Annotated in this window: 21 protein-coding genes and 1 pseudogene; 11 read left to right on the top strand and 11 right to left on the bottom strand. The window is 55.7% G+C overall.

Annotated features, from left to right (window positions below; all coding sequences use genetic code 11):
* Both E2481_RS11935 and E2481_RS11930 read left to right on the top strand, forming a co-directional pair.
* Positions 1-106, top strand: a pseudogene (locus tag E2481_RS11935) (IS5/IS1182 family transposase); the annotation flags it as partial.
* Positions 107-925: 819 nt separating this feature from the next.
* Entirely contained in the window at positions 926-2185 is a 1260-nt protein-coding gene (locus tag E2481_RS11930) for an RNA-guided endonuclease InsQ/TnpB family protein (RefSeq protein ID WP_136717372.1), read from the top strand.
* A 13-nt stretch (positions 2186-2198) separates the two neighbouring features.
* Here E2481_RS11930 and E2481_RS11925 read toward each other — a convergent pair whose 3' ends face one another.
* The 4 genes from E2481_RS11925 to E2481_RS11910 form a co-directional block, all read right to left on the bottom strand.
* Positions 2199-4142 (bottom strand): hypothetical protein, encoded by a 1944-nt coding sequence (locus E2481_RS11925; protein ID WP_136717371.1) that lies wholly within the window; start codon positions 4140-4142, stop codon positions 2199-2201.
* A 248-nt stretch (positions 4143-4390) separates the two neighbouring features.
* Positions 4391-4744: a type II toxin-antitoxin system PemK/MazF family toxin gene (locus E2481_RS11920; protein WP_136717370.1), complete on the bottom strand. Its 354-nt coding sequence runs from the start codon at positions 4742-4744 to the stop codon at positions 4391-4393.
* Positions 4741-4977, bottom strand: a complete 237-nt coding sequence (locus E2481_RS11915; protein ID WP_136717369.1) for a hypothetical protein — start codon at positions 4975-4977, stop codon at positions 4741-4743. The genes E2481_RS11920 and E2481_RS11915 overlap by 4 nt, the downstream gene beginning before the upstream one ends.
* 348 nt (positions 4978-5325) lie before the next feature.
* The gene (locus E2481_RS11910; protein WP_136717368.1) at positions 5326-5643 is read right to left on the bottom strand and encodes a hypothetical protein; all 318 of its coding nucleotides are present in this window, start codon (positions 5641-5643) and stop codon (positions 5326-5328) included.
* 94 nt (positions 5644-5737) lie between these two features.
* Here E2481_RS11910 and E2481_RS11905 point away from each other — a divergent pair, with 94 nt between their 5' ends.
* Both E2481_RS11905 and E2481_RS11900 read left to right on the top strand, forming a co-directional pair.
* Positions 5738-6082, top strand: a complete 345-nt coding sequence (locus tag E2481_RS11905) for a helix-turn-helix domain-containing protein (protein ID WP_136717367.1) — start codon at positions 5738-5740, stop codon at positions 6080-6082.
* A 1508-nt stretch (positions 6083-7590) separates the two neighbouring features.
* The gene (locus E2481_RS11900; protein ID WP_136717366.1) at positions 7591-8463 is read left to right on the top strand and encodes a DNA-binding protein; all 873 of its coding nucleotides are present in this window, start codon (positions 7591-7593) and stop codon (positions 8461-8463) included.
* Between the two features lie 301 nt (positions 8464-8764).
* Here E2481_RS11900 and E2481_RS11895 read toward each other — a convergent pair whose 3' ends face one another.
* Both E2481_RS11895 and E2481_RS11890 read right to left on the bottom strand, forming a co-directional pair.
* Positions 8765-9091: a hypothetical protein gene (locus E2481_RS11895; protein WP_250137809.1), complete on the bottom strand. Its 327-nt coding sequence runs from the start codon at positions 9089-9091 to the stop codon at positions 8765-8767.
* Entirely contained in the window at positions 9084-9779 is a 696-nt protein-coding gene (locus tag E2481_RS11890) for a nucleotidyltransferase domain-containing protein (RefSeq protein ID WP_250137808.1), read from the bottom strand. The genes E2481_RS11895 and E2481_RS11890 overlap by 8 nt, the downstream gene beginning before the upstream one ends.
* A 542-nt stretch (positions 9780-10321) precedes the next feature.
* Here E2481_RS11890 and E2481_RS19005 point away from each other — a divergent pair.
* Both E2481_RS19005 and E2481_RS11880 read left to right on the top strand, forming a co-directional pair.
* Positions 10322-10444 (top strand): hypothetical protein, encoded by a 123-nt coding sequence (locus E2481_RS19005; protein ID WP_255594979.1) that lies wholly within the window; start codon positions 10322-10324, stop codon positions 10442-10444.
* Positions 10445-11671, top strand: coding sequence for an RNA-guided endonuclease InsQ/TnpB family protein (locus tag E2481_RS11880; RefSeq protein ID WP_136717364.1), 1227 nt, complete (start codon positions 10445-10447; stop codon positions 11669-11671).
* An 11-nt stretch (positions 11672-11682) separates the two neighbouring features.
* Here E2481_RS11880 and E2481_RS11875 read toward each other — a convergent pair whose 3' ends face one another.
* The gene (locus E2481_RS11875; RefSeq protein WP_136717363.1) at positions 11683-11874 is read right to left on the bottom strand and encodes a hypothetical protein; all 192 of its coding nucleotides are present in this window, start codon (positions 11872-11874) and stop codon (positions 11683-11685) included.
* A gap of 12 nt (positions 11875-11886) precedes the next feature.
* The gene (locus E2481_RS11870; protein ID WP_136717362.1) at positions 11887-12285 is read right to left on the bottom strand and encodes a type II toxin-antitoxin system death-on-curing family toxin; all 399 of its coding nucleotides are present in this window, start codon (positions 12283-12285) and stop codon (positions 11887-11889) included.
* A gap of 406 nt (positions 12286-12691) precedes the next feature.
* Between E2481_RS11870 and E2481_RS11865 the strand changes: the two genes are divergently transcribed.
* On the top strand, positions 12692-13336 hold the full coding sequence (locus E2481_RS11865; protein WP_136717380.1) for a DUF6735 family protein: 645 nt from the start codon (positions 12692-12694) through the stop codon (positions 13334-13336).
* An 83-nt stretch (positions 13337-13419) separates the two neighbouring features.
* The gene (locus E2481_RS11860) at positions 13420-14358 is read left to right on the top strand and encodes a transcription initiation factor IIB (protein ID WP_136717361.1); all 939 of its coding nucleotides are present in this window, start codon (positions 13420-13422) and stop codon (positions 14356-14358) included.
* A gap of 579 nt (positions 14359-14937) precedes the next feature.
* On the opposite strand, the gene E2481_RS11855 is transcribed toward E2481_RS11860, so the two are convergent.
* The 3 genes from E2481_RS11855 to E2481_RS11845 are packed head-to-tail and all read right to left on the bottom strand — an operon-like array spanning position 14938 to position 17248.
* Complete coding sequence (locus E2481_RS11855; RefSeq protein ID WP_136717360.1) at positions 14938-16215, bottom strand: RNA-guided endonuclease TnpB family protein; 1278 nt, start codon at positions 16213-16215, stop codon at positions 14938-14940.
* A gap of 56 nt (positions 16216-16271) precedes the next feature.
* A complete protein-coding gene (locus E2481_RS19220; protein WP_136717359.1) occupies positions 16272-16721 on the bottom strand; it encodes a hypothetical protein in 450 nt (149 codons plus the stop codon).
* Positions 16721-17248 (bottom strand): DUF7342 family protein, encoded by a 528-nt coding sequence (locus E2481_RS11845; RefSeq protein ID WP_136717358.1) that lies wholly within the window; start codon positions 17246-17248, stop codon positions 16721-16723. Before E2481_RS11845 ends, E2481_RS19220 begins: the two co-directional genes overlap by 1 nt.
* Positions 17249-17821: 573 nt before the next feature.
* On the opposite strand from E2481_RS11845, the gene E2481_RS11840 reads away from it, so the two are divergent.
* The 3 genes from E2481_RS11840 (at position 17822) to E2481_RS19000 (ending at position 21396) form a co-directional block, all read left to right on the top strand.
* On the top strand, positions 17822-19108 hold the full coding sequence (locus E2481_RS11840) for an RNA-guided endonuclease InsQ/TnpB family protein (protein WP_136717357.1): 1287 nt from the start codon (positions 17822-17824) through the stop codon (positions 19106-19108).
* Positions 19109-19571: 463 nt separating this feature from the next.
* Positions 19572-20000: an SWIM zinc finger family protein gene (locus tag E2481_RS11830; protein ID WP_136717356.1), complete on the top strand. Its 429-nt coding sequence runs from the start codon at positions 19572-19574 to the stop codon at positions 19998-20000.
* 1150 nt (positions 20001-21150) lie between these two features.
* The gene (locus E2481_RS19000) at positions 21151-21396 is read left to right on the top strand and encodes a hypothetical protein (RefSeq protein WP_250137807.1); all 246 of its coding nucleotides are present in this window, start codon (positions 21151-21153) and stop codon (positions 21394-21396) included.

The following is a 21396-nucleotide window of genomic DNA, read 5'->3' as shown; positions in this document are numbered from 1 at the left end:
CCGCGTCCACGCACGAACTGAGGTGTTCGTTGCGCTCTGCCTCCGACTCGTCATTGCTATCACCAACTACGAGCGAGGAAACGAACCGGGCGGTGAGAAGCTATGAGTTGGATTCTATGACACGCTCTATTGAACCAGTAACCTGATAGAGATGCGAGCGCATACCCCCGCCTTCCCGTGAGTGACGAGTGTTCCGACCCCTGTCGGAACCGAGGAACGAACAGGCGGGGGTTGAGCGGCCGACACTGCCGGATTTTGACCGTCGATAGCCGTGCTGGATATCCACTATCGGTTCGTTTAAGCCGGTGTAGCGCCATTTTCCAATGCTACGCCAGTGGAGAGAGGCCGTCCCCGAAACACAAGGGGCAATGGTGGATGCGGCATACTCCACCCATGGCGATGACTCGGCTGGCGATGGGGCCTCGTTGACCGGGCCACAAGACAACTGCGTGACTGAAGCCCACGCGACCGCGAGGTCGCGGGGCTGGCGACAAGGTAGGCTGCTAGAGAATCGGGCTGTGCGGACCACGGACGCAAGTGCGTGGCCGGGATGTTCCTGGAGTGTCGCCTCTGGAGGGAGGCGAACGTACACACCGGCTCGGGGCGACCTGCCACTGACCACGCAGACGGATGCGTCTTGGAACCTCGAAGGCTATTGCAGGCCGATATCCCATGCTGGGATTCCTCCGCGTGAACGCGGAGGAGGAGGTCAATTAACAGATTCACACTGTCTGGTATACTACCCCGAATCTTACCCCTCACCGACGTGAGTCGGAACCGAAGGGCGAACAGGCGGGGGTCGAGCGGACAGCAGAGTGTGACAATCCACCGTTCTAGTGCAGTGCTGGATTTCCCACCGTTTCACTTTCACTCTGGGTGGCTGAGCTATATACCGATTCCAATCAAAAAATGGAGTACGGCAACGATGGGTGAACTCACGAAGACGCTTGAACTGAAGCTTGTGGACCCGAACGCCCACAAGCGACAGAAGCTTTGTGAGACACGGGAGGCTTACCAGCGGGCGCTGCAAGCCGCGTTCGCCGCTGGCTGTAACACACAGTCAGCGGCCAACGACGTGGTTGTCGAGTACGACTTGAGCGGCTACGCCAAAAACGCCCTCAAGAAGTACGTCCCACAACTCTGTGGGAACAGCTACGACGCCGACGAACTTCACGACGACCACCCGGTGCGGTTCACCAACGAAGGACTCCAACTCGACCACCAGCCACAGAACGCTATCGAGTGGTACGTCAAAATCCCGCACCACGAGGATTACCACCTCTGGATTCCGGCACGCGCCAATCCCGACCAGCGGGAGTGGCTCGAAGCGGTGTACGCAGACGACGCCGAGATGGGTGAGAGTCGGCTGTTCGAGCGGGACGGAACGTGGTATCTCCACATCACCGTCACCCGCGACGTCGAGGACCAATCTGAAGCGTCCGCCGACGAGCGGACGCTCATCGGCGTGGACATCGGGGAAGCGAGTCTCGTCACGGTGTGTCACCGCGACGAGCGCGAGTCTCCTGTTCGCCCCCGACTGTGGGCCGACGACGGCAAGGCCGTTCGTCGGCTCCGCAAAACCTACTTCACCGCCACGAGACGCCTTCAGCAGCGCGGCAGTGAACGAATCGCAGACTCGTTCGGTGACGCACTGTGGGACCAGATTGACGATGTGTTCCACCGTGTGACCCGTGAGGTTGTGGCATACGCCGAGTCTGTCGAGAACCCAGTGCTGGTGCTGGAAGACCTGACGGACATCCGCGAGAACATGGACTACGGCGAGTACATGAACCGGCGGTTGCACGGATGGGGCTTTGCCAAAATTCACGCACAGATTCGGTACAAAGCCGCGGAAAAGGGGATTCCCGTCGAGACGGTGAATCCCCGGAACACGTCGAAGGCGTGCCACGCCTGCGGTGAACATGGCTCCCGACCACGACAGGCGACGTTCCGATGCTCGAACGACGGCTGTTGGGTCGGTGAGTATCAAGCCGACGTGAACGGGGCGATAAACATTGCAGACCGCTACCGTAGTGGAGAGAGTCACCGCCGAAGCGACCGGGCTTCCCGGCAGAAGGCTGGTGACGATGACTCGGCTACGGATGGGGCCTCTTTGACCGGGCCACAAGACAGCCACGCCGATGCTGAAACCCAGCAGACGACGCGTGGAACGTATGCGTCTTGAAACCAACAGGCCGCTACACTTGGCCTGAAATCCCATGGTGGGATTCCTCCGCCTTCACGCGGAGGAGGTCAATGAACATCCGCGCCAGTCGGGAATCAGTGGTCACCTTCTCGATCCGACTCGCAACGCCGCCCATGATCTTCTCGAAGGTGCGTGTATCGACATCGAGTTGCTCGCCAAGTGACCGCTCAAGGTCCTCATCGGAGACTGCAGGTGCACCCTCTCCCTGTTGCATCGTCTTGACTGCCCTGTGTAGGTCGCGATGTGAGAACGCATCGTTCCCGTGGACGGGGTCGAACAGCGCCTGGACGAGGTATCTGATGATATCGGGCGAGCGGATGGCCCGCTCGAATTGCTCTTTGCCTGCGATTTCTGTGAGTAACTCGACGTAGTGATCAGCGACGTCTTCGACGGCGGTCGTCCGCGGAATGCCCGCGTCGAGCTGGTCGCGAATATCGAAAAACGAGAGTGCCGGAACGACTTCACTGCAGTCGAAATACAGCACGTCATCGAGACTGCCGAACTGTGCAAAATGTGCCATCAGATACTGCGAGACTGCACTCCCGCCTTTCGGGAGTTGGAGAATACTGGCACCATCGGTGGCTGCGTGATTTGTAAGGATACCTGAGAGATTGAGCACCGTCTTCCCTGACCCAGTCGCCCCGAGAATGGCCTGATGCATTGACTGGAGTTCGGGTGGTAGTGCAACGGGCGGCGTCGTCGGTTGTGTATCGGCCGTGAGCGGATAGCCGATCTCGAAGCCCGGTTGCTGGTAAGTTTCGAGGATAGCCGGTGGGGGAAGCGCAATTCCAGTCTTTCCGACGGGCGTGGGGGCAATGGCTCGCCTGCCGGCCGTCGTCAGCGTCTCGCCATCGAGCATGCAGAAACTTCCGAGTTCTTCGGTGTCGGCGACGATTCCCTTACTTCTCAGAGTGTAACCTGGGAGTCGCTTCCGAAGACGATCGTACGTGGGTGGGTGAAACTGTCTGGTCTGGACTCGTTCGAGGACATCCATTGCAGCGTCACCGCTCGAAACCTGATCGCGAATCGAATACTTTGGCTGACTCACCCCGCTAAATGCACTCGTAAGCGCACTCAGTGACTCGTCTCGTTCCCACTCGTGCGGACTCGCTATGACAGCCCGCGCGTTCACGACAAACGAGTGGTTCGTCTCTTTGGCTCTGAGCCCGTCGAGACGGGTTTCATCGGCTGCACTGAGGACGACGTCTTCGGGGTCTGGATAGCCAACCAGGCCGTTGATGAGCGTCGAAAGAACGTCGGTATCGCCGGCTTCGATGGCCTGGCGATAGGCATCTGCACGCTGTGTGAAATCGTCATGGGGACGGATGAGTGCCTGATAGAGCATGGGCGTCTCACTTCTCGCCATTGTCTCTGTGACGGTGGAGAGCGGAATCGTGGTCTGTGTCTCTGGGCTCTGACCTTGTTTTTGACTCCAAGACCCTCGCTGCTGTGGGTCATAAAACTCGCGAAAGCTGGTGAGTTTCGTCTGCCAATCCTTGTGGCGGGTGGGATATCCCTCGAAATCGACCCCAACAATGTGATCAGCAACAAAGGGGAGTTGCTCTGGATGCCACTCGATTCGTTCGAACTCGTAGGTGTGTGGAAAACACGTCCGGAGGAGTCCTTCGAGTGCGTCAATGAGCGTCGGATCGGAGATGCCGAATTGATAGGTGATTTTGCCTCTTCCGTCTGCGATCAGGAGTACTTCGACGGTTGCGTGATTTGGGTGGGTAAAGGGAACCCACCGATGGGACTCATCATCGGATAGTACGCGATGGAGACGCTGCAGTTGGAGTGGCAATCTCGTTGGATTCGTCGAGTCTGTCGACGGCCGAATCCGTATATACGGGCGTGTTGTCTTTTTGACCTTTGGGAGTTCGTCTGTGCTCGGATCCGGGTTCTTGGTAGGGTCAGTGGTTGATGGCTTGGTCGTCATGTACCCTCGTATTGTCGATAGGTCCCGCTCGATTGTGGGGGTGATAAAAAGGCACTATACTCTTTCGAGGGCAGTAGAGTAACGAATCACATGTAGAGCTGTAGAACCTGTTCAGCGGTTGAATCGCCTGTTCTTCGAGTATAAGGCGCTACGTTCTTTCTTCACTGAGCGAAGGGGACTCAAAAGATCAACGACTTCATAATGTGATTAACAGTATTGCATTTCTAAAACACGAGCAAATAAGAGAGTCATTTGAGTCCAAGACTCAATCGTAGTGCTTTGTCAACTGCTTCCATTGTCGTTGCATCGAGGCTCCCAGTTACTGAGTGAATCCGTTTCTCGATGGAGACAACGCGAATCTGATCGAGTCGTATTGATGAGTCCTTCTCGAACGGCGAATCCGACGCTTCAACAAGAACCTCGAACGGGTATTCTCTGTAGGTCCCTGTTGCAGGTGCAACGATCGTTGTATCTGAGTTTTCGTTACCGATGTCATTCTGGACGACCACTGCAGGCCGGGTTTTCTTCATCTCGTGACCCTCTGTAGGGTCAAGACGGACGATGACAATATCTCCGCGTCGAACCTCGATTCCCTCACTCATTCACCGAGTCCATTCCACGCTTCGTCCGATGTCTCGGCCCATTCATCGGCGAGATCAGAAGCACTCTCTGATGCTTCACGGTATGCAGCGGCCAATTTATCCTCGTTGGGTTGATCAGATTCGACCTCGACGACAGCGACAGTTACGCGCTTGTTTGCATACTCGGTACCGAGGTAGATCCGACCTCGCTCATCTGTCTCATTCGTCTGCAACTCTTCAGTGTCCACTTTCATTGTAGTACCCACTATGGCCCACTAGCATATACGCATTGCCCACTATAGCCCATAAACTGTGTTATTTTGACAGATGCTTTAAGACAGTATCACCGTCAGCAGCTTCTAATATTCGATGTTTCAGATCGAGTGAGAGTGGCTGAGTGTGGAGTGTATTTGAAAGCCCCGCACGCTCGATGGCCCGGGGCTCGTTGTGCTCCTCACTCGCTCGCGATGCTCGTTCCCTGCGGTGCGTACGTCGCCCGGGACCACTCGAGCGTACGGCCCCTTTCGATCCCACCCGTGGCGGTTATAACGAATTTGGACTAGTAGTATGTCGGTGCTCTACGTCTTGAACATACGCAATGGTCAGGCCCAGTCGTGCTTGTCCCAGCCCTCGTAGTGCTTCAGTCGCATTCGGATCTCGAAAGGCTCCCACTCGCACTCATGGTAGAGAACATCAGCAAGCCCACCGAACTCGCTATTATTGAGTTCGATTCCCCGCTTACCTTTGCTGGTGATATACGATTTAGTTCGAAGATTTTCGACGACACCACTCGCAACTGCGAAGTCGTTCTTGCCAATCGCAGAGATCGCGAGAAGACTCTCCTCGTCAATAGGCGTTCCCCACTTGTGCTTCGCGATCATCGCAGACAGTAGTGCACATTTGACCGAAGGCTTCTGCATACACTGCTGTTCGGACGCCCTGTCTGATAAATGATGTTAATCGAAGTTAACGCCAAGGGTAAAAGATATACACATGTACGTCTATAATAGTGACATGAGCAAGTCAACGTCCACACATAGCCAAGAAGAGCGGGACACCAAGGAGGCCCGTTTGGAACATCCGAGTGGTTTTCTCTACCTTACCCAACACGAGAGCGTGCCGATTCTCATTGACGCGCTTTTCGATCTTCCACCAGGTCGTGAAGTTACCCAGACCGAGCTGGCTGAACACACCGGTGTTACCCGGCAGACCGTGAGCAACTACATTGATCTTCTCCTAGAGGTGGAGATCGTTGAGGAGGTCCCGAATACCTCTCCCCAACGGTACCAGGTCGCCAACAGCGACGTCGTTCAGGAACTTTTCGAGCTCAACAGTGCACTGAACGCAGTTCCGGAATGACATCCCCCTTGCCGTGAACGGCGAGGTTTCCTCACGCTGGGGGTGTAGACTACCGACCCACGGAGGCAACTTGCGGGTTCGTATGCTCCTCGTTGGGACGGAGAGAGCGTGATGACTCCAACCATCGATGCTGTGGCTGGCGATGAACTCTCCCAGTTGGTATCTAAAGCTCGTATCGGTGCGTCCTTCAGCTCCATCTCATCGAGAGGAGTTAAGGCTAGTTTTCTCAATGCATAACGGCAGAGGAACACTGTATACGTGCCCTGACCGCGAGTCAACTACCCCACCCTAAGCGCCTTCGGCGCTTTGAGGGTGGGGCTTGTCCTTGAATACTCGCTGCCACACACGCCGGAAGTCAATTTCTGATACGATCTCCAGAATGAAGGAATAGCAGTCTCACTAATCTACTAAGTCTCTCTTCAGTAGATCTACCGGGGTGGATTACCGTTGTGTAGTCAAATGGACCCTGCCGATTTTGAGGATGGCCCTGGATGGATCGAACCATTTGAGGGGGTCCCCTGCTATCAACCAGCAGGTCTCCCACCAGAGTTCACGTATACCGACGATATGGTCTGTGCCTATGGGGACGCACGCTACGCACTCGGTCAACCTTCCACTCTCCACGAAGCACCGGATATCCTCTCACTCGTCGAATTTCCCTGATTGTCTACAGGCAGAACAGGCTGAGTGACTCGGGGTCGGTCGAAATCTCCGATTTTCGTGATGTGGCCAGAAATCCACGATTTCTGACCGCTTGCCAGACGCAATCTGGCAATGACGAGACGCTCCTCTATGGTCTTGGTAATGGAGATAAGAACAATCTTCTGAAAGCCCTCGCGTACTCCGCTCCCGCGACCGCGTCTGCGCGCCTCGCACGCTCGGTGCTTGACGAGTCGGGGTCTCTGCCCGACTCGCCACGCTCGTCGGGCGAGATCCCGTTCACTCCAATCCGGTCGTTCACGGGACGCCCGGAGCCCACTCCCCTTTCGATCCACCAGGAGTGTGGTGTGATCAGTCTCGGTTGTCTTGGTTTGGTTCGCGTTCTGTCCTGGCACGCCCCGCTCGCCGCGTTCGCCTTCCGCTTCGCTCACAGCTCTGTGAGCTGTTCGCTTTCGAGGCTCTCTCTCGGCTCGTCCCTCGCCTCGGTCGCCCCTCGCTTCGCTCGCGACTGACCATTCCGGGCATGCGGCTCTCCACGGGAGAGCCGTTCCGGGCGTGTGCCTTCGACGCCAGCACCAAGCGCGCTGTCGGTTCCGACGGCCTCGCTCCGGTCGCTCGGCCGACGGACGCGAAACCGGCTTGTGTGCTGGGCGCTCGCTCCAGGCGCACCTGGCGCGCGTGGCTGGGTTGTGCCTCTCGAAAGCGCGCTCGCTCGCGCCCCAAGGGCGCTCGAAGGCGCGAGCGGCGCGCAGCAGAGACGAGTCTGTCGGAGTGGGTTGTGTAGAAAAACCGCGAGTAGAGATCGCGGTTGTCGGCGCGGTGAGCGCCTTCGGCTTCGGAGAAAGCCAATGTCAGGTAAGACCGTATTCGGTAATGAAGGTTCGGACGCACAGTATGCAAAACAACTCGATCTCGACGAGACGGATGTCGAGATCGTCGAAGACGTGGTTGAAGCGCAGTATGTGCTCCAACCCTCGGTCGAACAGGAGATACAGGCGAAAGTCGATCAGAATCATCCGGATGCCCAGATTACAGGGTTGACTCTCGAAGCAGAAGAGCGGTTAGACGCACGAGAGATGGAGATCAGGCGGACGCGCCAGCGGATGGATCGGCATGTGGATTCAACGAGAGAACAGCGAACGCGGCGGGTGGCTAGAGCGGGAAGTATCGAGCGACGACGTGAGTTTAAGAAACGGGCAGCAAGCGTCGATCCGTGGGCAGGTCCAGATATCGAAGACGCACGAGCGCAGTTAGGTCGGGAGAAACTGGGGATGGTCAACCGAAAGGCAGCGCGGTTGGCCGAGGAATTGAACGGGTGGTCGCGGGCCGCGATCAGTCGGCGGGTGGCCGAACGCGTAGTTTCGGGCGTGGAGATCCCGACTGCGGTGATGGGCGTCTTTGAGGACTTCCAACAGAGCCCAGGACAAGTTGTTCCGATCAGAGCGGTTGGTGGGGTGGATCATCACGAAGTCGATCTGGAGGGGTCTGTGAGCGTCCTGTGGGAATCGACTCACCCGGCGATTCGGCAAGTTGGGTTACTCGAAGACGAGACGGGTCAGATCAAGTTTACGAGCTGGGCAAAATCAGGCAAGCCGGTCGTCCGTGAAGGCGACCAAGTGCGGTTCCGTGCAGTGGCCAAGAGTTGGTACCAGGGACGGTGTTCAGTGGCACTGACAGGGCGGAGTCTCGTGACCAAACTCGACGGCGGAAAAGCCGAATAGTAGCCACGGCGGATCTTTCTTTTTGTTTCCCCCGGCCCACGACCCTCCTCCCCACCCACCGCTCCCGGCCGTGGTGCTCGCAGGTCGTTCCTCCCCGCTCGCACTGCTGTGTCCACCATCCTGTCGGCCACACACGGCCGGCAGCCACAACCTCACTGGCAGTCGATCATCCTCTGACTGAATGCCTATGAAAGTATGTTGTATAGTCTGAGTGTTCAGAACTCGATAAATGTTCTCAAATTAAGATACTTTCGAGTATCGTACTCTAGAGTACGAGTGCACGACATACCATCCGATAGAGTCAGTCACACAGACAGACGCCGCCCTCCCGGATCTGACTTACCGCGAACTGGAGTGTATCGTTTGACATCGAGAGAGCATATGCCTCGATCGACCGTTCAATCCCCCCGAAGCAGACCTCGATGACAGCAGTGTAGTACCCAACCTGTGCTTGGAGTGTTTCAACGACCTCCAAGAGGCGACACGCTTTCGTCAGCTGTGTCTTCCAGTCCGCATCGGCGCTAATTCCGTCCTCAAACTCTGTTCGACCTCGTCCCACCATCTCGAAGGCGTCCTGCGCACGCTCAAGTGCTGCGAGTACAGATGACGGGTCCGAGCCGCTACTCATCGGTAGCCCCTTGCTCAAGGAGGAGCCTTTCGACGGTTTCGAAGTCACTCGTCTTGTAGACCGGAATGCCCGAGACGATGATTTCACGAATGTCTTCGGTGTAGGCCGGAATCGCCTGGACGGCCTCAACGTCGATATCGTATGCATACCGGTCCCCATCGAAGTCCATCTCTTCGAGGTCACGTGCGATGGCGTTCGCTTCTCGTTGGTTTTTGGCCCGATCGGAGCGAGTCAGTACCCAGAGGTCGATATCACTTCGTCGGTCAGCTTCTCCCCGAGCAACACTCCCATACAGGATGATGCCGACGACGTCGCTAATGTTCTCACGGAGTTTCGTGACCGCAGTGTTGACCGGCTTGTGATACTCCGATTGGGGAATCCGAAGGATCGGATCGTCTGGGATAGAAAGGCGTTGTCTGTTGATCTGTACGAGCCGCTGGTTGCTTTTGCGTGATTCCGTGACCAGGTCGTTCGAACTGAGAACGTTCACTGCCCGTCGGACAGACTGGTGTGAATGGTTGGTTTGCGTCGCGAGTTCTCGCAGCGAAAAATCGCTGAACCGGTGGTTGGTTAAAAAGAGAAGGACATCACTCGTCGCCTTGTGTTTGAATAGCTCCGGATCTGAAGGGGGTATCGAAAGCGAAATAGATGCCCCAGGTGAATCCGTATTCTCCGCCTCGCGGTTCATATGACGTAGCACGGATCACTACTATAAAAATATTATATGTGTGTCGCCTTCTACCTAAATAATCACTCCGGAGCCAACATACTTGCGGAAAAGGACGTTCGTTAGCTGGATCGGTGGGCAGCCGACACGCTCGTCGGAACTGGACCAGTTCGGCTTTCTCAATATCGTGACCTTCCTCGATGTGTTCTGGTGACCGTTCGAAACGCGGTGATGGGCGTCTTCGAGCCCCTCCAGCAGAGCCCAGGAGAGGTTCTTTCGATCGGAGCGGTGGATAACAGTCGAACATCACGAAGTCGATCTCGAAGGCACTGTGGGCGTCCTGTGGGCGTCGACCCATCCGCCGATTCGGCAAGTTGGGTTACTCGAAGACGAGACGGGTCAGATCGAGTTTACCTGAATTGAGGCGCTAAGGCCCCTTCCTCAAGGAACGAGCGAAGCGAGTGAGTAGAGAGGGGATACAGCGCCGCACAGTTCTCAAACACATTCGACACTCGGCCCACGCAATCGCAACTGTTTAGTACGCATTTTACATAACTTATGGTGTGGCAACGCGCAAGACCATCTCTATCCGCGACGACCAAGAGGAGTGGATTCAGGAGAATCACCTGAGTCTGTCCTCGTTCGTCCAAGAGAAACTTGACGAACTCATCGAAGAACGCTCGTAGATGAACTACAACTACAGGTATCGACTCCGACCGTCCGACGCGCTCGAAGAACAGTTAGCGTGGACTGTTGATACCTGTAGACAGGTCTACAACCACTTCCTCCACCGACTCAACCGGAACGATAACACCTCGGCATATGGTGAGCAGAAACTTCTGCCGAGCCTCAAGAAGTGGTGGAGTGATCTGAAAGACGTTCACTCGAAGGTTCTCCAGAAGGCCGTTCAGCGGCTGTACGACAACCTCTCGACGCTTCGCGGCCGTAAAGAGCACGGCTACCGCGTTGGGACGCTCAAGTGGAAAGCACCGGGCAAATACCGAAGTTTCACCTACAGTCAATCCGGCTTCAAGCTCAAAAACACGAGCGGTCGGACCCGGCTGTGGCTCTCAAAAATCGGAGAAATCCCCATCACTTTCCACCGCGACCTCCCCGGCGGCGCCGAAATCAAGACCGTCACGGTCAAACGCGAACCGACCGGAAAATGGTACGCTGTTTTTGGTGTTGAGACGCCCGACAACCCACCGGAGAAGCCGGAGAATCCCGAGCGGTGCGTCGGAATCGACGTGGGGATTCTCAAGTACGCCCACGACACCGACAGAACCGCCGTCGAGTCCCTCGACCTATCTGACGAACGCGAGCGGTTGGAACGCGCACAGCGCGACCTCTCGCGGAAACAACACGGGTCTGCGAATTGGGAGAAACAACGCTGTGTCGTGGGCGAATGTCACGCTGAGTTGAAGAATACGCGTCGTGACTTCCTTCACAAGCTCTCGAACTACTACGCACGGGAGTACGACCTCGTGGCGGTCGAGGACTTGGACGCGAAGGGGTTGGTCGAACTCCCTGGGAATTCCCGAAACCGAGCAGGTGCGGCGTGGGGAATGTTCCTCCGAATGCTCGAATATAAATGCGAACGGGAGGGGACGCATTTCGTCGCCGTAAATCCGAGAGGGACGACCAAAGAGTGTGCCTCCTGCGGCGTCTCAACAGACAAGCCGCTGTGGATACGCGAACACTCGTGTCCCGCCTGCGGGTTTGAGGCGGATAGAGACGCGAATGCGGCGTGGAACATCCTGTCTCGCGGTATCACAAAGCGGTTAGGAGCGGGACGCTCCGAATCAACGCCTGTGGAGACTGCACTCCCTGTGGATACCGATTCGGTATCTGCAAAGCGCGTCATCGAAACAGGAAGCCCCACCCTCAAGCGCGAGCCGTCAGGCGAGCGATAGGGTGGGGTAGTTCACTCTTTTTCGAGTGCTGCGTAGATGTCGGCGTGACGCTGTCCATCAAGTTTCCCCATTTCGAGGACTATCTCGCGGCGCTCCTCATTACTCTCAGCTGACTGATACCGTTCGTATAACCGGCGGACTTCTTCGTCGACCGGTGACGAGGAATCAGTGCTGGACGCCATTTCTGTATTGAACGTACTCATTGTGCCCCTTTATCAGTTGCGACGAACGCAGGCTCGAAAGTAGATAACCGCTGTGTCTATGTCGACTTCGCCTTGGTCGGTCGCAAAGCGGCGAAGTAGCGCACGAATTTCATCACCGTATTCGAATGTATAGCCGTTCATCATGTAGAAGACAACCACTGTTCGAAGTGCAGTTCGTTTGTTCCCGTCAACGAATGGATGGTCCGCAACGAGCAGTCGCATCAGGTGTGCCGCTTTTTCGTGGACCGTCTCTGGAACTTCTCCAAAGAACCCTTCAGAAACGTACGTGAGTGCAGATTCAATCGGGTCTGCTGATCGAATGCCTGATTCCGTCCTGTCACCTTCCTCGACAATCTGCTCATGGAGTTCGAGAACGAACTCAACCGAAGGATAGGCGACGTCGTCAGTCACGTGTTCAGGTCGCTTGTACTACCCGATAATCGTTGCTGTTGCGTGATAGACTCACGTCTCCGAGTCTTGCCTAGCTACTACGCATCAACCTTGTCTGTGTTGGCGGTCTTAATCCGGGCGGCGTCCGAATACCGGGTTAGCAGCTTTCTCTCAAACCGTTTGTGAATGGCGGCTACAGATAATTCCGCATGAAGCGATCGAACGCGGAATTGGCGATATCTCTGATCACGTTGTGGATGAGGTTGCGCAGGCAGTCAAGTCAGCTTTGGACACCGAATAGGCCAGATGTGCGAGAATCGGGGCGAGTCGTCGCGCTCCGTTGTAGGTGAAGAATGCGAACTGTCTCGTACGTCTATTTTTGGCCCCCAAGGGGTGCGGGGCGATACAGCGTTCCCGCATGACCCACATGGGACACAGAGCACTTGTTGCATACGAACGGCCGGATAGCCTCTACAACCTCCACTACAGTCACTGGGGTGGGTGCAACCTCAGACTGAAACATGCCATCAGCCGGGTCACGCCATTCGGTGGCTCACCTTCAGCAGACGGCACACCTGACGTCCTCTTCGATGCACTCACTGAGACGTATGACGACCAGACGGTCAGTCGACTTGTGGGAAAAGCAACGCTCTCTGAAGCACAGATCGATCACGATCCGTGGGCGACCGCCATCACTACGGAAGAGATTATCACTGAACACCTGGATTACCTCCATCACGAAGCGTTCTATATCGTCGATAGAGACTTCGAGGTTACAGCCTACCGAACACTCTGGTTTGGATTGCAGTACGATTGTGAAACTGTGACTGATGCATCGACGGTTGGCAATGGTGCACTCAGAACCGTGCGGTGGTATGAGGGTGAACCTGTTGGGGACGGGTACGCACTGGGAGAATTCCGGGCGTTAAAAGCTGTGGTCGGTGACATGCTCGACAGGGGTGTGTTCACTTCTCAAGAGGCCATTCAGTACATCGAAGAGAAACTCGCTACATCGGTCGGGAACCAACAAGAACTGATCATTCGCACGACCTCGGAAACCAAGACAGCGTAGCCACTCCTGCTTACTTCTCTCTACGGAGATTTTGTATTCCCCTCAGGGGTGAGGGGATTCATCATGAGTCCTCTTTGATCGAAATGAGCCTGAGAGACATCTACGAGAGCGGCTTCGACGAAGAGACTGGAAAGAAGAGTACTGCAACGGCATGTCCGGACTGTGAAAGAAATCTTCGGACAGACGGCGGCGAGATCGCCTGCACCGAGTGTGGACTGATCGTCAACGAATATCATATAGATCACGGGGCTACTGCGATGGATTTTCTGGGCGATGACGCACAACCTGCCCAGACGGGAGCGCCACTCACCGAAACCAGACACGACCGTGGGCTCTCGACAGAAATCGGGGACGGACGTGATGCAAAGGGGAATAGACTCTCATCACGAAAACACCGACAGCTTCGGCGACTCCGTCGTGAGCACGGGAGGGCACGATGGCAATCAAAGCGTGAACGAAATCTCGGCCATGGCTGTACGGAGATCGCACGACTGACAGCGGCCCTCTCCCTCTCGTATTCGCTCCGTGAGCAGGCAGCCAGCCTCTTTCGGTCGGCACAAACGGCTAATCTCCTCACTGGTCGATCGATCGAGGCACTCGCAGCAGCGAGCGTCTATGGGGCCTGTCGGTGTAACGGCCTTTCTCGGACACTCGATGAGGTTGGGGCTGTCGCTCGCTGTACGGAGTCAGCACTGGCCGGTGGATATCGTGTCCTCAATACCGAACTCGAACTCCCAGTCGCTCCGCGAACGCCTGCCGATTTCATTCCACGACAGGCGGCTGCCCTTGATCTCCCTGCAGAGGTTCAACACGAGGGATTGCAACTTGCACAGAACGCAACGGACAGTGGCTATGCTGTGGGCCGTCATCCAGCGGGTGTGGCAGGTGCGTGTCTATGGCTTGCAGGGAAGGACGACGATATTCGGTTGCGACAGACCGACGTTGCAGACGTTGCTGGGGTTTCAACCACGACGATTCGAGGTCATCGGGACGCACTGATGGAACAGGGAGAGAGCCAATGAGGTTCCTTCGACGATTCTTCGGGAAGTCGCCGTGCCTCTATGAGTGTCGGCACTGTGGAACATCGGTTGAGAAGAAGACGACTATCTGCCCAGTCTGTGATCGTGATGGTATTGCAGTCTATCTGATTGATTAGATCTTTTGTCTTAGTCAGCGGTTCCTGAGCGAGACAGTACGAGTATCGACCTGAAGATATACACGCGTATAAATCGGCTTCACAAAGAGGGGGATTTTCGGTCCACAGATGTACTTTTATGCCGTATCGTTCCACAAGACATCTTCAGCGATGCATCCGCATATACACTATAAAGACGACTATCTTTCTGCGAGGAGAGAACTCCGCCTTCGGGACGGGGAAGATGTTAACTCTCACTTCGTTCGAATACCGGGCCGAGACACAGGCTTCGAATGCCAGTCGGTTCCACTGTCATCTTGCCGACCACAGTGTCTCAAGGCGCTGTTCAATCGCAGACAGCACTGTCGAGTGAACTGCCTCGGGGTCAAGTGGTTCGAGACGCGGAGCGTCTCGTCATCACGGAAATCAAAGATTTCCGTACGACCCCGAGGCTTCTTCCCGTGGATTAGTCGGACACACCCGCGACACCATCGGCATGGTGGCCTCTGTCGGTGTGTTGGGTCACGGTCGGGCCGTCCACAGGCCCCGATGCCTGCCGTCGCAACTCCCACTTCCGCACCTGTGGCAGTGTGTTGAGAGCAGGCACATTCTCATGCTGTTTCTTGAACCATTCCTGTACCACACAGACTGCCGCCTTTCGGTCACTGTGGTCTTGGAACCCGCAAAGCTGGCACTTGAACCGCTTCTTGTGGCGATTCCCTCGCGTTGTGTGCCGACACTCTGTTCGTGGGCAGCGTTGACTCGTGTACGCCGGTTCCACGTCGTCAGACGGAATGCCAGTCCATGCGGATTTGTACGAGATGAAGTCCCGTAGTTTAGTGAACGGTAGGCTGTGGAGACGGCGGTTCATTCGCGTTCCGTATTCAATATCGTCTCTCATGCCCTTGAGGTCTTCAAAGACAATCACGGGGCGGTCAAACCGCTGACTCCACTCGACTACCAGTCGTGAGACTTTGTGGAGTTGGTCGTGTACGAACCGTTGTTCTTTGTCACGGTACTGGTCGTTGAATGCAGTCTGCCCATGCTTCTGCATTCGTTTTCGCATCGTGAAGAACCGATGGCGTTCCTCTTTGATTTCGGGGAAATCAATCACCACTGAATCTTCTATCGTGTCGTCGGTGAAGGCAGCTAAGGCGACACAATCTTCGTTAATATCCACACCAACCACTGTGTCACTCTCGGTTTTCGACCGGACGGTTGCTTGCTCGTACGTGACCGTGACGTGCAACTCGAACCGGCCATTCTTCTGCATGGCTTCAGCCGTGCCAACACGCCAGCCGTCGTCTGTCATAGCGGTTTTGAGACGATTGAACTGGTCGGGGCTACCACGGAGTTCGCCTTTCACCTGTTTGTACGGTTTTGCAGAGATGCGGAACCGAACAGTGCCGTTGTCTTTGAGGAAGAGGTTGTAGCCTTCGCCGTAGTTCATCGGCAATGGGAACTCGTCATGGTGGTACCACGGCATTCCCCAGTCGTCGTTGTCGTAGTAGTTTTCGAGGGCGTCTTGGGCTTTGCTGACGACCTGTTGAGCCGTGTTTTGCACGAGGTTGGCGTCTTTCGCTACGGTGTCCTCGATCTCGCCCCAGTCTCGGCCTTCCCGGTCGAGACGGAGCGTTTCGTTGAAGGCGCGACGGCTTTCGAGGAACGCTTCGGACAGAAGGAGCGGGTCCCCCTCGTCTATGTCCAGTTGGAACACGAGGGTTTTGGTTAACTCCTTCTGCATAATTGGTTTATCTGTTTGCAGTGTTGTGAAACTTCGCCTTCTGGCGGTTTATCGGTTTAGTGACGGGCTTCACCCTCGGGGTCAAGCCCCGAGGCACTCGCCCTGAACCGCCTGTAGACTTCAAGTGGATGTTGTGACGGTAGTTCGAGATCCGTGATTTCGGTTGCAGACGGTGGTTTATGAAAGTGCAACCGGGTGTTGTGCGTATTTGGATGGCGATCCCAGCGACACTCCCAGTGTTCTCCATCATCCCATTTTTCGACGTAGTGGAACGAAAAGTCACCAGTCGTAAACCACCGGATGTCGAATCGAGTCGCTGTCACCGAGTCTGGATATCGTCTTTCGAGAAGTCGTGCACTGAGCAGACGCGGCTCATACGAGTCCGGCTTGAACGCTGTCTCGGCGATGAGCGAATCCGACGTGAGGTGTCGCTCTAGGAGGCGCAATGTCTGTCGATCCGGTGGCCCTGTCGAATCAGACCCCGAATCCTCCGGTGGCTGACTCATTACGCTGGAATGAGATGCCCATCGTTCTGGGAGAGTTGGCGAGCGAGTTCATAGAGGCGGATGTCCCGGGTTAAACCTTGCCACTCACTGACAGCAATCATCCGGTCATGGATGGTGTCGTGATCACCATGGTCGACCACGGAGACGTCTGTTGGATTTGTCGTCTCAAACTGCGCTTCGTATTCGTTGCGCTGAGCTTCAAGCGCCTCTACACGGTCGATAATCTCTTCGAGAGAGAGGTCGGTTGCGATCCGACTGGCCTCCTGCCATTCCAGATATCCATCGTTTCGTTCGTATCTCGCAGGGCGACTGTTGCTGTCTGCGCGAACGATGCCCATCTCCACCAAGCGTTCAAGGTGCTTTTTCGCAGCGTTGGGAGAACAGTCCGCAAGCTCTGCAATCTCAGTGTATGCAGTCGGCGATGTAATCCCGAGGACGACGTCGTAGACACGCCCAAAGGTGTCGGTTCCCTCTTGGTCCCGTCGCTGGGGAGCGTCAGATTCTGGGGCTGGATCGAACTCGGTCATAACCCTCTGTAGGTTGGCTCGCTCAATATATCTTTGCATTATCCAAATATATGCGAGACCGAAGTTGGTTCGGGGGATCGATAGAAGATTCAGCTTTTTATCTCTGTGATTTTGTTTGAAAAACCGGCGTTACAGAGAGTCAAGGAGGAAGCCACGAGTAAATTGGGGCTTTCGCGCTGCTTCCAGTATAACCGACAGTTCCAGGCTGATTTTCTCGCCCTGAGGGGCGAGGGCGCGTACTCGTGCGCTCTCAATTACTATGATTGAACAACTGACTCTCGATGCCTCGATTTGGCAGAAACGACCGAGTACTCCACTGACCAAACGAGAACTTCTCGAACGAGCAGCAACCTATGCAAAGACGGTTGCCCTCGATCTTGATACCGATCAACTGGCGTGGGACATTTCAGCGGAATACAAGGTGGAGCCTCCGACCTCAAGGAGCGAGCGTAGCGAGCGAGTAGGTCGGAGAGGAAACCGACACGGTACTACACCACCCACGCTCGATGGCTGGCTGACTCCCCCACCGAAACGTTACTAATTTAAAGACATAGGGTCACATCTGAAACACGGATGGAGGTGCGTCGTACCGTCCCCGTCAAACTCGACGTGGCCGACAGTGAGGCCAACCTCCTCCACGAAACCATCTCCGAGTTCCTGTGGGCCGCCAACTACGTCGTAGACTACGCGTGGCAAGGCGAGTACAAGACTACGAGCAAATCCGAACTTCAACGCGAAACATACGACGATGTACGGGCAGAGACGAGGCTTCAAGCGAACCTCGTCCAGAACGCCCGTAACAAGGCCGCCGACGCCGTCCAGAGCGTCGTCGCCCGCTGGAAGCAAGGTGACTACGCGGGGAAGCCGCAGTTCTCTGCGCCGACGCTCGTCTACGACAAGCGGTGTGCGACGTTCAACGACGACCACGCCACGCTCTCAACCGTCGAAGGACGCATCACCGCCGAGTACGTCCTGCCCGATGAGAACCGCGAGACGCCCCACTCAGAGTATCTGTTCAACGACGACTACGAGGTGACGGGCGCAGAACTGCACTACCGCGACGGCGAGTTCTACCTTCACGTCCGAACAAAGGCGGACGCGGAGTTCGAGACTACCGACGACGGCAACGACGAGCACAGGACAGTCCTCGGCGTTGACCTCGGCATCGAAAACGTCGCCGTCACATCCACAGGCACCTTCTGGAACGGGTCGGAGTTGAACCACTGGCACCGCGAGTTCGAGAAGCGGCGCGGGTCGCTCCAACAGCGTGGAACGCGGGCCGCTCACGAAACCATCCAATCAGTCGGACGAACTGAGACGGGACGCTACGATCACTTCCTACACACCGTCTCGAAGGAACTCGTTGCGGAAGCCGCTGACAACGACTGCGACGTGATCGCGTTCGAGAACCTGACGGGGATTCGTGAGCAGATGCCTCGCGCCAAAAAGTTCCACGCGTGGGCGTTTCGACGCCTGTTCGAGTACGTTGAGTACAAAGCCGAGATGTTCGGTATCTCGGTCGAGCAAGTGAGTCCTGCCTACACCTCTCAACGATGTTCCAAGTGCGGATTCACGCACGAGAACAACCGCCCGACCTCGAATGGACAGGACGTATTTGAGTGCCTGAAGTGCGGGTACTCATCCCACGCGGACTACAACGCGGCGAAGAATATTGGCCTGAAGTATCTCCGCTCGGCGCAAAAGTCGTCGGACGGAGGCGCACCCGTAAACGTGCGCTTGAATCGCGGGACGCTGAACGTGAACGGCAATTACGAGCCTGCCGCCGACGGCGGCCAGAACGGGAGTCCACGCGAAATCCCCACTCTCAACGAAGCGAACGGTGAAGCCGTGAGCGAGTAGGGTGGGGTAGTTTACACACGAACTCGTCCACGCCTGGGAGTTCGCTCATTTCGGCGAGTCAAGCCACGGTGATCGGTTTGTCCAGAAAGCCAACGAGGTCGATGCACCGCTACAGTGTCGATCCTTCACGGATGCGCGCATAGAACTCGCGTGTATCGAATCGGACTGTGACTGGCAAGTCTCTCGACATCGTGCCTCGAAACCGGTTCAGTATCCCAACGAGCGATATCGGTGTGGTACCTGTCAGGGTGAATATGAGGTCAAACACGTCGGCTCTGGGAGTACCTGGCGTACACATGCGGGATACGAACAGGCACGACAGTCACTCGGGAGTGACTGGTAGTCTCACCTCACTTATCACTCTGCCTGAAGACACACCGGCTTTCCGGTGAACGCTCCGGCGACGTATTTTATTGCCCCCGAGGGGTGCGGGGCACATCTTTGTGTGTGGCCCGCTGATCGAATGTCTGAGATACATCCACTCTCCCGACTGGAGTTTACGAATCGAGTTGTAAAACGCGCTCAGTACGAAGCGTTCGAGTATACGCTCACGCCAGAAGGTGTTCACATCAGAAACGGGAGCCACGCAGACCCCGAAAATCACGAATACCTCGTGACTGTCCACGATGGCCTTCCGACAGCATGCACCTGCCCGGCAGATGCACGCTTCGAGGGTGCGTGTAAACACCGCGTTGCAGTTGCGATTCGACGACCGATTCTTGCTGCAGCATCGTCAAACGTGGCGACTGATGGAGGGACGACTGTCGGGTCAGACCAGTCGGCTGAGGACACGGATACGTCTTCAGAAGCGGCCGAGGAATGCACCGAGTGTTTCGATGAGTTCCCCTGCTGGGAGTGCGTTCGGACTGGAAAGAAGACACTTCCTGAGTGATTCTTTTTGAAATTGGCTGAACTGGGCTGTGTCTTGAAGAGGGACGGTACAAAAATCCCAACGTCTATGTTTTGGCACCGCTTTTGAACTACCATGGGAATGAACTGGGACGCTGAGCGGGATATGGCCCGTGACGTCGAAGAAAATAAGAATCTATATGCAGTTTTAGCTGATGAGCCTGAAGACGACGAGTAGCTAACTTTCGCCGCTCTTCTGGATCGAGAGCTCATCATCGAAAAACCTCCACCAGACGTGGTAGAGTTGGTCTTTTCGGTACAACGTATCTAGCCGAACAGGCTCGATTTCACGACGAACCGCATGAGAGTCTTGACGTGCGTCTCGAAGTCGTTCAAGAGACCACTTCGCATACCGAATTCGGTTATCATTTAGTAGTTTTCGGAGGAGGGCAACAGCAGTTCGGTGGTTTGCATCTGGGAAAAAGTGCTTCCCAACGACAGCATGCATCCATCCGGCACACTGCTCTTTGAGTGATGCACTGTATGGGAATTCCGTAAGAACTCGCTGAAGGTCTCCGTTCCGTGTGGTCCAGATCTGATGCCGAAGTTGTTCGAACGTTTCCTGACCAGTTTGTTCATACTCCAGGTCACTTTTGAGAAACTGTAAATTTCGGTATTTGAAGTTCTCTGGAGTGATCGTAGACAGATCTGTAATACGATACTGGTCGTCTTCTGAGGCCACACTGAGCGTATAACACGGGGGCGTTTAGTCCTTTGTCGTTGATTTAAGAGAGATATTCAATATCATCTTTGCGTCAGCGTAACATTTGTACGAGACAAACGTGACACAGTCCGGACTATATTATAACCAGATAGTTGCGTACTACTACCCAAAAACGCACGACTGCGACGCAATACAATATCTTTATCTTCAGACCTTGCACTCTTTCATCCGTACTAGTCGCTTTAGGGTCAATTCCTTCCCTCGGTTGGTTTTGACACAAGTGACGCGCTGAGTAGCAACTATGTCAACTGACACAACACAGACAGAGGAATCACTCTCGATTCGTCGTTCGTTTATCAGATTTGCTCGCTCCGTTCGGATGGCCGCTTTCACCGGGCTCTTGTTGAGTCTCACTGCTGTCGACCCCGTCTTGGCACAGTCCGTCGGTGAATCGTTCTGTTCGACCGATATGGCAGAGACGGTCCGGAACATCTTCTCGATCATCCAGTTCGGTGGGCCACTCATTGGTGGGACGCTCTTTCTGGCAGCAACGGTCGCAACGCCCGCGGTGCGGCGTGCCGACCTGAAAAAAGAGATCAAAGAATTGCGCAATCAGGCGCTCATTTGGGGTGTGATCGTTGCACCGCTGGCGACCGTCATCCTGCAGTTCCTCTTGAACAACGTCGTTGCAGGTGGGGCGAGTTGCGGCTTCTGA

Source organism: Halorientalis salina (assembly GCF_005049285.1).
In the GTDB taxonomy this organism is placed as follows: domain Archaea; phylum Halobacteriota; class Halobacteria; order Halobacteriales; family Haloarculaceae; genus Halorientalis; species Halorientalis salina.
Note: the sequence above shows the minus strand (reverse complement) of the source record. Positions and strands in the feature narration are given on the sequence as shown.

Bases quoted from the DNA above. Each gene is read 5' to 3' on its own strand.
- E2481_RS11920 (WP_136717370.1), bottom strand. From the start codon at position 4,744: ATGAGTGAGGGAATCGAGGTTCGACGCGGAGATATTGTCATCGTCCGT.
- E2481_RS11840 (WP_136717357.1), top strand. From the start codon at position 17,822: ATGGAGGTGCGTCGTACCGTCCCCGTCAAACTCGACGTGGCCGACAGT.
- E2481_RS11880 (WP_136717364.1), top strand. From the start codon at position 10,445: ATGAACTACAACTACAGGTATCGACTCCGACCGTCCGACGCGCTCGAA.
- E2481_RS19000 (WP_250137807.1), top strand. From the start codon at position 21,151: ATGGCAGAGACGGTCCGGAACATCTTCTCGATCATCCAGTTCGGTGGG.
- E2481_RS11865 (WP_136717380.1), top strand. From the start codon at position 12,692: ATGGGACACAGAGCACTTGTTGCATACGAACGGCCGGATAGCCTCTAC.
- E2481_RS11860 (WP_136717361.1), top strand. From the start codon at position 13,420: ATGAGCCTGAGAGACATCTACGAGAGCGGCTTCGACGAAGAGACTGGA.
- E2481_RS11925 (WP_136717371.1), bottom strand. From the start codon at position 4,142: ATGACGACCAAGCCATCAACCACTGACCCTACCAAGAACCCGGATCCG.
- E2481_RS11910 (WP_136717368.1), bottom strand. From the start codon at position 5,643: ATGCAGAAGCCTTCGGTCAAATGTGCACTACTGTCTGCGATGATCGCG.
- E2481_RS11855 (WP_136717360.1), bottom strand. From the start codon at position 16,215: ATGCAGAAGGAGTTAACCAAAACCCTCGTGTTCCAACTGGACATAGAC.
- E2481_RS19220 (WP_136717359.1), bottom strand. From the start codon at position 16,721: ATGAGTCAGCCACCGGAGGATTCGGGGTCTGATTCGACAGGGCCACCG.
- E2481_RS11845 (WP_136717358.1), bottom strand. From the start codon at position 17,248: ATGACCGAGTTCGATCCAGCCCCAGAATCTGACGCTCCCCAGCGACGG.
- E2481_RS11900 (WP_136717366.1), top strand. From the start codon at position 7,591: ATGTCAGGTAAGACCGTATTCGGTAATGAAGGTTCGGACGCACAGTAT.
- E2481_RS11830 (WP_136717356.1), top strand. From the start codon at position 19,572: ATGTCTGAGATACATCCACTCTCCCGACTGGAGTTTACGAATCGAGTT.
- E2481_RS11895 (WP_250137809.1), bottom strand. From the start codon at position 9,091: ATGAGTAGCGGCTCGGACCCGTCATCTGTACTCGCAGCACTTGAGCGT.
- E2481_RS11875 (WP_136717363.1), bottom strand. From the start codon at position 11,874: ATGAGTACGTTCAATACAGAAATGGCGTCCAGCACTGATTCCTCGTCA.
- E2481_RS11930 (WP_136717372.1), top strand. From the start codon at position 926: ATGGGTGAACTCACGAAGACGCTTGAACTGAAGCTTGTGGACCCGAAC.
- E2481_RS11890 (WP_250137808.1), bottom strand. From the start codon at position 9,779: ATGAACCGCGAGGCGGAGAATACGGATTCACCTGGGGCATCTATTTCG.
- E2481_RS11915 (WP_136717369.1), bottom strand. From the start codon at position 4,977: ATGAAAGTGGACACTGAAGAGTTGCAGACGAATGAGACAGATGAGCGA.
- E2481_RS11905 (WP_136717367.1), top strand. From the start codon at position 5,738: ATGAGCAAGTCAACGTCCACACATAGCCAAGAAGAGCGGGACACCAAG.